Genomic DNA, 6,983 nt, shown 5'->3' with positions numbered 1-6,983 from the left:
GCCATGCGCCTTGCATGGCAGGCCGGCGCCGCGTTGATGTGTGCCGGTTTCCTGGCGCTGGGCTGCTGGCAGCTGTGGCGCCTGCAATGGAAACTGGCGCTCATCGAGCGGGTCGAGCAGCGCGTGCATGCCACGCCGGTTGCCGCGCCCGGTCCCTCGCAGTGGCCGCATCTGTCGGCCACGGCGGACGAATACCTGCGTATCACGGCAGCCGGCACCTGGCTGCCAACCCTCTCTACCCGAATACAAGCTTCCACCGAACTGGGCACCGGCTTCTGGCTGCTCACGCCCCTGTGCCGCCCTGACGGCACCGTCTTACTGATCAACCGCGGCTTCGTGCCGGCCCGTCCCGCCGATTACGCCCCCGCCGCGCCCGTGCGCGCGCCGGCCAACGCCTGCCTGCCGCACAACGCGGGCGGGCAGGGCGAGGCCACCGTCACCGGCCTGCTGCGCCTGAGCGAGCCGCGCGGCAGCGTGGTGCGTTATAACGACGCGGCCAGCAGCCGCTGGTACTCGCGCGACGTGGACGCCATCGGCGCCGCGCACCGCCTGCGCCGCGTGGCCCCGTATTTCATCGATGCCGAGGCCGACGCCAATGCCGCCATCGCCCCGGCCGACACCAACGTGGCCGCCAAACCGGCCGCCGCTGCCAATTTGCCCGCCGCCGGCGCCCCCGACGGCGAGCATCCCGTGGCCGGCCTGACCGTGATTTCCTTCCGTAACAACCATTTGGTTTATGCTCTCACCTGGTTCGCGCTCGCCCTGATGGCGGGCGGCGCCTGCCTGTTGCTGACGCGAGACAAATGGAAACGCCAAGATGGAGAAACTAAATGACGGCCTGGACAAGGAATCAGGCTTGACGGAGCGCTGGAATGCCGCCGTGAGCGGCGGCCGCGCCCCCGGACACAAGAACATGCTGTTGCTGATCCAGCTGCGCTGGATCGCCGTGGCGGGACAGGTGACGACCATCGTCATCGCCGCCATCGTCTTCGGCGTGCAGCTGCCGCTGCCCTACATGCTGGAAGTGGTGGCCTGCCTGGTCGGCTTCAACGTGGCCAGCCACCTGCGCTGGAGCGAACAACAGGAAGTGACGAACAGCGAACTGTTCCTGTCGCTGCTGGTGGACGTGATCAGCCTCACGGCCCAGCTTTATTTGAGCGGCGGCACCAACAACCCGTTCGCCTTCCTCTACCTGCTGCAAGTGATTTTGAGCGCCGTGCTGCTGCGGGGCTGGGCCACCTGGATCATCGTGCTGGCCACCAGCGTCTGCCTGGCCGGGCTGGCCCTGTTCGCCAAGCCGCTGCCGCTGCAGCTGGACCATAGCCGCGGCATCTTCAGCCTGTATGTGCAGGGCCTGCTGCTGTGCTTTGCGCTGGACGCGGCCCTGCTCGTGTTCTTCATCCGCCGCATCACCAACAACCTGCGGGCCGGCGACGCCAAGCTGGCCGCGCTGCGCCAGCGGGCCGCCGAGGAAGAACACATCGTCCGTATGGGATTGCTCGCGTCCGGCGCCGCCCACGAGCTGGGTACGCCGCTGGCCACCCTGTCCGTCATCCTGGGCGACTGGCGCCGCATGCCCGCCGTGAGCAAGAATCCCGACCTGCTGGACGACATCACGGAAATGCAGACCCAGCTGCAACGGTGCAAATCCATCGTCAGCGGCATCTTGCTGTCGGCGGGGGAGGCGCGCGGCGAATCGTCGGTGCGCACCACCATCCACACCTTCCTCGACCAGTTGATTACGGAATGGCGGGCCAGCCGCCCCGTGGCCTCGTTCGACTATTACAATCGCATCGGCGAAGACTTGCCCGTCGTGTTCGACTCGGCCCTGAAGCAGATGATCTGCAACGTGCTCGACAACGCGCTGGAAGCGTCGCCGGAATGGCTGAGCTTTGTGGCCACGCGCGAGGACGAGATGCTGGTCATGTCCGTCTCCGACAGCGGACCGGGCTTCGCGCCCGAGATCCTGGCCCAGTTCGGCAAGCCGTATAACTCCAGCAAGGGACGGCCGGGCGGGGGGCTGGGGCTGTTCTTGGCCGTCAACGTGGCCCGCACGCTGGGCGGCACGGTCGAAGCGCGCAACCGGCCGCAGGGCGGCGCGTCGGTGCAAATGCGGCTGCCGCTGGCAGCGCTGGTGTTGGAAGAGGAGTCGGCAGATGCCGAATGAACGACTGTTACTGATTATCGAAGACGACGCCGCATTCGCGCGCACCCTGAGCCGCTCGTTCGAGCGGCGCGGCTACACGGTGCTGCTGGCCGCCAACCAGGACGAGGCGGCCGCACTGCTGGAGAGTCACAATCCCGGTTATGCCGTCGTCGATCTCAAGCTGAAAGGCAATTCATCGGGGCTGGCCTGCGTGCAGATGCTGCATCAGCACGACGAAGACATGCTGATCGTGGTGCTGACCGGCTTCGCCAGCATCAACACGGCCGTCGAGGCGATCAAGCTGGGCGCCTGCCAGTATCTGGCCAAACCGTCCAACACGGACGACATCGAAGCCGCCTTCGGCCATGTGGCCGGCAGCGCGGAAGTTGAAGTAACGGCGCGCTCCACGTCGATCAAGACGCTGGAGTGGGAGCGCATCCACGCCGTACTGGCGGAGACCGACTTCAACATCTCGGAAACGGCCCGCCGGCTGGGCATGCACCGGCGGACGTTGGCGAGGAAGTTGGAGAAACAGCGGGTGAAGTAGGGCGTATATACGGGGGTATAGGCTGGCAGCTCCCTCCGGCGACGTGTCTCGTTGGCCTGTCTCGTTCTGTCTCGTTTTGTCTGGTTTGAACTCGGCGCGAATTTCCTTGTCTAAATAGACAGGACGAGACAGAACCAGACAACTCTGACAGGAGAAACGAGCATGGATGCCACAAGCAGTTTTTCGGCCATACCACACGCCGCCTACATCGAACTGATCGACTACCTGCGCATGTCGGGCAGCACGCTTTCCACCACCGAAGCGGTCGTGCGGGCGCTCCAGCACTGGATGGCCGCGCAGCGTGAAATAGCAACGCCGCTGCAAGGATATCAATGGAAATGCCTGTTCCTGCCCGACCAGAGCCGGGTGCGCATGCATGTAGCGGACACTTGGCATTACGCCGATGTGGTGGGCGATGAACTGATCTACCGTGGCCGCGCCGTCTCGCCGCGCCAGTTGACGCTGCTGGTCGCAGGAGATGGCCGCAATGCCTGGCGCGATTTGTGGATACGCCGCCCCGGCGAGAAGAACTGGACAGCGGCGGCTCGGTTGCGGCGCCAGCTGCAGCAGCAGGCCCAAACTCCGCCCACCTCACCAATGGAAGCTATGCGGGCGGCGGCCAGCAGCATGAGCGATGCGCTCAAGACCGCGTTGACGCTGGTCGAACACGCCAGTTTTCATGCCGAACAGCATGTCGAACGCCGTTTGCCCAAACACCGGCGCCGGGAGGATTTCATGGTCGATGATTGCAAGGCTGACTGACCCGGCCTGCCGTTCGTGCAAATGTTCGCCGGCAGGGGGGGCGACGAAGGCTGGCGGAAGAAGTTGGCAAATATAAAGTGGCGGCGGCATCGTGTCCGTACTTGCCCGATGCCCGCCGCCACTTAGCCAGCGTTGCCGATCATTTGGTTTTATCGCGGGTTGTCGTACAGCGGTTTGTTTTTGTCGACGACATGGACAGTAAAAAGCTTGAATGACTTATCTCCCACGACCTTGACACCGCCGTGAACGATATCTCGGAGGTTCATGATTGCGGTCCCGGTGGCAACGACGGCCGGTTCTTTACCGGGAGCCTGTAACGTTGCCCCCTGCAACACGTAAGCGGCCTCAACGCCGTGATGGAAATGTTTTGGGACATCATCGCCTGGCTTGAATTCCACAATGGAACTAATTACCTCCATGCCGGCCGCGCCGCTCAAATCGGCTCGTTTAAGCTCGGTTCGCGCGGTGGAATCCTGTGCATAGACTGGCGCGTTGTTCACCATGGCAACAATGCTGCATGTGAGCAGCAGGATCGATCGAATCGCCTTCATATGTTTGCCCCCAATGAGTGATAGAGCTATTGATTCTATCTGCAATTGTTAGAGAAATACTACGATTAGATCTGACTTGTGGAAAGCATGCACACGACGACGTCTGCGCATTAATAGTGCCCTAAAAGCAACAATTTACATCTCTAAACATTGCCTATAAGGATAGTCAGTTAAATAACAATGCAAATTCATTGACATTTTTGCATTGCCTCAACATCATCAATGCATGGGCCTGTGCGCCCATATCCCACTGCCGTCCACCATGTGCGAGGCCCGCTACGCGGCGCCACGTCAGGCCGCGCTTTGCCTGACGAAAGCGCCGCCGCGGTCCGCGCACACGGCTACGGCAGGAATCCCCTCACTTTCACAAGGAGTCGAGTATGTATGTGCATCGTTTTTTGAAACTTGGCATGGCAGCAATGGCGGCAACGGCGTGCTTCAGCGCGCAGGCCGGCTCGAATGGCGTGATCGCTTCCATCACGCCCGAGCGCGACAGCCTGGGTGCGAGCGACGACGTGGTCGTCAACGTCACGATCACCAACACTTCGTCCACGCCGCAACACGTGCTGTCCTGGTACACGCCGTTCGGTGAGACGCAGGAATCGCTGTTCGATGTGACCCGTGATGGCGTCAAGGTCAATTATCGCGGTGCCCACTACAAGCGTCACGTGCCCAGGCCCGGTAATTACATCACGCTGGAACCGGGGGAATCGCGCAGCGCCAAGGTCGAGCTGTCGGCCCTGTACGACATGAGCGTGACGGGCGACTATCAGGTCCGCTACCACACGGCGTCGCTCAACCTGTTCAACAGCGCCGTTGGCCACGGCCAGCAGGCGCTGGACACGGCCAGCGCCGATGCCGTCAGCACCGAGAAGGAAATCGGCGAGATCGAATCCGACCCCGCCCGCATCTGGATCGACGGCGTGCTGCAGCGTGGTGCGGAGCCGGCGCCGCGCCTGCTCGATACGCTGCGCGCAGACGCCACCGCTGGCCTGAGCACGGCCAACTGCAGCTCGTCGCAGGTCAGCCAGGTCACCTCGGCCTTCAACGCGGCCAAGACCATGCTCGCCAACAGCAACAGCTACCTGGGCGCCGGCACCAGCGGCACGCGCTATACCAAGTGGTTCGGCTCCTACACCTCGTCGCGCTACAGCACCATCAAGACCCACTACACGGCGCTGAAGGATGCCTTTGCCAACAAGCCGGTGCTGGTCGATTGCGGTTGCAAGGGCAGCGAGTACGCGCACGTGTATCCGGACCAGCCTTACCACATCTACGTGTGCAAGGCGTTCTGGCCGGCCCCGATCACGGGCACCGATTCCAAGGGCGGTACGCTGATCCACGAGATGAGCCACTTCTACGCCGTCGCCTCGACCGACGACTGGGCCTACGGACAGTCGGCGGCGGCCAGCCTGGCCGTCAGCAATCCGACCAAGGCCATCGACAACGCGGACTCGCACGAGTACTTCGGCGAGAACACGCCGGCCTTGCCGTAATGCCGGTTTAGCGCCGCCGATGCTGGCGGCGCGTCGCGCGGCGTGGCTGCCGCGCGTCCGCCGCCGTCACGGCGCCGTGTGCGTGAACTCGGCGCTGGCGGCTGGCGCGGGCAGGGCCGCTTCCACATTTTCCAGATTGCTCAGATAGCTGCCTTCATGCGTAAGCCGGTAGCGGTGGGTGCCGTCCTTGAACGCATAGTCGCTGGTGATGTCGATGGTGTTGTGGCGCACGGCGTGCGGCGCCAGGCGGATGAAATCGTCCGGGCCAAGCGGCCCGCGCTTGACCATCTTGCCAACGTAGAGGAGGGACGTGCCATCGGCCAGGTCGACTATGCCGAACAGGGGGCCGGTCAGCGTGCCGCTGCCGGCGATCGCGGCCGGCACATAGACGGGCTGGGCGCCCTGATTCTCCAGCTTGACACGCACCAGCACCTTGCCATGCGCCGAGCGCACCTGCAACTGCTCGCGTACAGTGCCCGGCGGCGGTGCCGATGTGGCCGCGCCGGCCTGGGGGAGCACGCTCAGCATCAGGGTTGCGCTGGCCAGGAGTAACGATGGCGTATTCTTCATGCTTGCCTCTCAGATAAGTTTTTACCTGATTGTGCTACCGAAGCGGGCGGCCGCCAAGTGAATTCCGGCGTGTCAGTTTGTGCTTTCCACCTTGTATTTACCCAAAAGCTGTTGATACTCCGCTGAACCGGCAAATTTCCTCAGGGCGTCGTCGAAATTGTCGCGCAGCCCAGTGAGATTTTTCGTTTTGGAGAATCCGATAAAGCTTGGGACGATTTCTATCGGTTCCGTCAAGTTCATGATGTCGCCGATGCGTTCGTGCAGCTCGGGGCGCGCCAGCATCGCCGCTGCCGTGGCCTGGTTGCTGGGAACGAGATCGACCCGGCCAATGGCAAGCTTCCTGAAATTCTGTTCTATGCTCGAAGACTCGTCGAGATGCAGCGAAGCCCGGGCTGCCTCAAATTTCGGCCCGTAGTTAATGCCACGCACGACACCGATACGCATGCCCCGCGTCGCTGCCAGGTCGCCGTTGAACACGAAGTGGAAGTCCTGGCGCGCATAGAAATAGACGGTCTGGCGGGCGACGGTTTCCCGGCTGAAGTCCAGAAATTGCTCGCGTTCGGTGGAACGGTACAGTGTAAATATGCAATCGGCTTCGCCCGTCCTGGCCATGAGCAGCGCCCGCGACCATGGGTAGAAATTGATTGTGACCGCGTGGCCCAAATTCCTGAAAACCTGGGTGACGAGTTCGACAGCGAACCCCTCCGGCTGCCCGTTCCGTCCTTTCTGCATCAACGGCGGATAGTCAAACGCCACGCAGGTGTAGGATTCAGCCAGTGCGCCGGGAGACGGCAACAGCAGCAACGCGAATGCGAGACAGTAGAGCGACTTCATGGTCGTGTTCCTCCTGGCAAACTGGCCGCTCATTCGCCTGATGGCAAGCCCGAGCGTGTTGTGATCGCGGGAAACTC

8 protein-coding genes are annotated in these 6,983 nt (G+C 62.7%); 5 read left to right on the top strand and 3 right to left on the bottom strand.

Annotation, left to right across the window (positions count from 1 at the left end):
• From AC3WOS_RS12345 to AC3WOS_RS12330, 4 genes are all read left to right on the top strand, one after another.
• The coding region (locus AC3WOS_RS12345; RefSeq protein WP_492716250.1) for an SURF1 family protein at positions 1 to 834 on the top strand (834 nt) is incomplete at its 5' end.
• Positions 818 to 2,167: an ATP-binding protein gene (locus tag AC3WOS_RS12340; protein WP_492716249.1), complete on the top strand. Its 1,350-nt coding sequence runs from the start codon at positions 818 to 820 to the stop codon at positions 2,165 to 2,167. The genes AC3WOS_RS12345 and AC3WOS_RS12340, both read left to right, overlap by 17 nt.
• Positions 2,157 to 2,693 carry a response regulator transcription factor gene (locus AC3WOS_RS12335; protein WP_492716248.1) on the top strand — a complete coding sequence of 179 codons (537 nt, stop codon included), beginning with the start codon at positions 2,157 to 2,159 and terminating at the stop codon, positions 2,691 to 2,693. Before AC3WOS_RS12340 ends, AC3WOS_RS12335 begins: the two co-directional genes overlap by 11 nt.
• 162 nt (positions 2,694 to 2,855) lie before the next feature.
• Positions 2,856 to 3,455 carry a hypothetical protein gene (locus tag AC3WOS_RS12330; RefSeq protein WP_492716247.1) on the top strand — a complete coding sequence of 200 codons (600 nt, stop codon included), beginning with the start codon at positions 2,856 to 2,858 and terminating at the stop codon, positions 3,453 to 3,455.
• A 149-nt stretch (positions 3,456 to 3,604) separates the two neighbouring features.
• On the opposite strand, the gene AC3WOS_RS12325 is transcribed toward AC3WOS_RS12330, so the two are convergent.
• Positions 3,605 to 4,006, bottom strand: a complete 402-nt coding sequence (locus AC3WOS_RS12325) for a cupin domain-containing protein (protein ID WP_492716246.1) — start codon at positions 4,004 to 4,006, stop codon at positions 3,605 to 3,607.
• A 410-nt stretch (positions 4,007 to 4,416) separates the two neighbouring features.
• On the opposite strand from AC3WOS_RS12325, the gene AC3WOS_RS12320 reads away from it, so the two are divergent.
• On the top strand, positions 4,417 to 5,502 hold the full coding sequence (locus AC3WOS_RS12320) for a M35 family metalloendopeptidase (RefSeq protein WP_492716245.1): 1,086 nt from the start codon (positions 4,417 to 4,419) through the stop codon (positions 5,500 to 5,502).
• A 66-nt stretch (positions 5,503 to 5,568) separates the two neighbouring features.
• Here the strand turns inward: AC3WOS_RS12320 and AC3WOS_RS12315 are convergent, their stop codons facing one another.
• Both AC3WOS_RS12315 and AC3WOS_RS12310 read right to left on the bottom strand, forming a co-directional pair.
• Entirely contained in the window at positions 5,569 to 6,072 is a 504-nt protein-coding gene (locus AC3WOS_RS12315) for a hypothetical protein (RefSeq protein WP_492716244.1), read from the bottom strand.
• 72 nt (positions 6,073 to 6,144) lie between these two features.
• On the bottom strand, positions 6,145 to 6,906 hold the full coding sequence (locus AC3WOS_RS12310; protein WP_492716243.1) for a substrate-binding periplasmic protein: 762 nt from the start codon (positions 6,904 to 6,906) through the stop codon (positions 6,145 to 6,147).
• Positions 6,907 to 6,983 lie beyond the last annotated feature (77 nt).

Source organism: Rugamonas sp. FW305-51 (assembly GCF_058786935.1).
Note: the sequence above shows the minus strand (reverse complement) of the source record. Positions and strands in the feature narration are given on the sequence as shown.

Bases quoted from the DNA above. Each gene is read 5' to 3' on its own strand.
- AC3WOS_RS12340 (WP_492716249.1), top strand. From the start codon at position 818: ATGGAGAAACTAAATGACGGCCTGGACAAGGAATCAGGCTTGACGGAG.
- AC3WOS_RS12330 (WP_492716247.1), top strand. From the start codon at position 2,856: ATGGATGCCACAAGCAGTTTTTCGGCCATACCACACGCCGCCTACATC.
- AC3WOS_RS12310 (WP_492716243.1), bottom strand. From the start codon at position 6,906: ATGAAGTCGCTCTACTGTCTCGCATTCGCGTTGCTGCTGTTGCCGTCT.
- AC3WOS_RS12315 (WP_492716244.1), bottom strand. From the start codon at position 6,072: ATGAAGAATACGCCATCGTTACTCCTGGCCAGCGCAACCCTGATGCTG.
- AC3WOS_RS12325 (WP_492716246.1), bottom strand. From the start codon at position 4,006: ATGAAGGCGATTCGATCGATCCTGCTGCTCACATGCAGCATTGTTGCC.
- AC3WOS_RS12320 (WP_492716245.1), top strand. From the start codon at position 4,417: ATGGCAGCAATGGCGGCAACGGCGTGCTTCAGCGCGCAGGCCGGCTCG.
- AC3WOS_RS12335 (WP_492716248.1), top strand. From the start codon at position 2,157: ATGCCGAATGAACGACTGTTACTGATTATCGAAGACGACGCCGCATTC.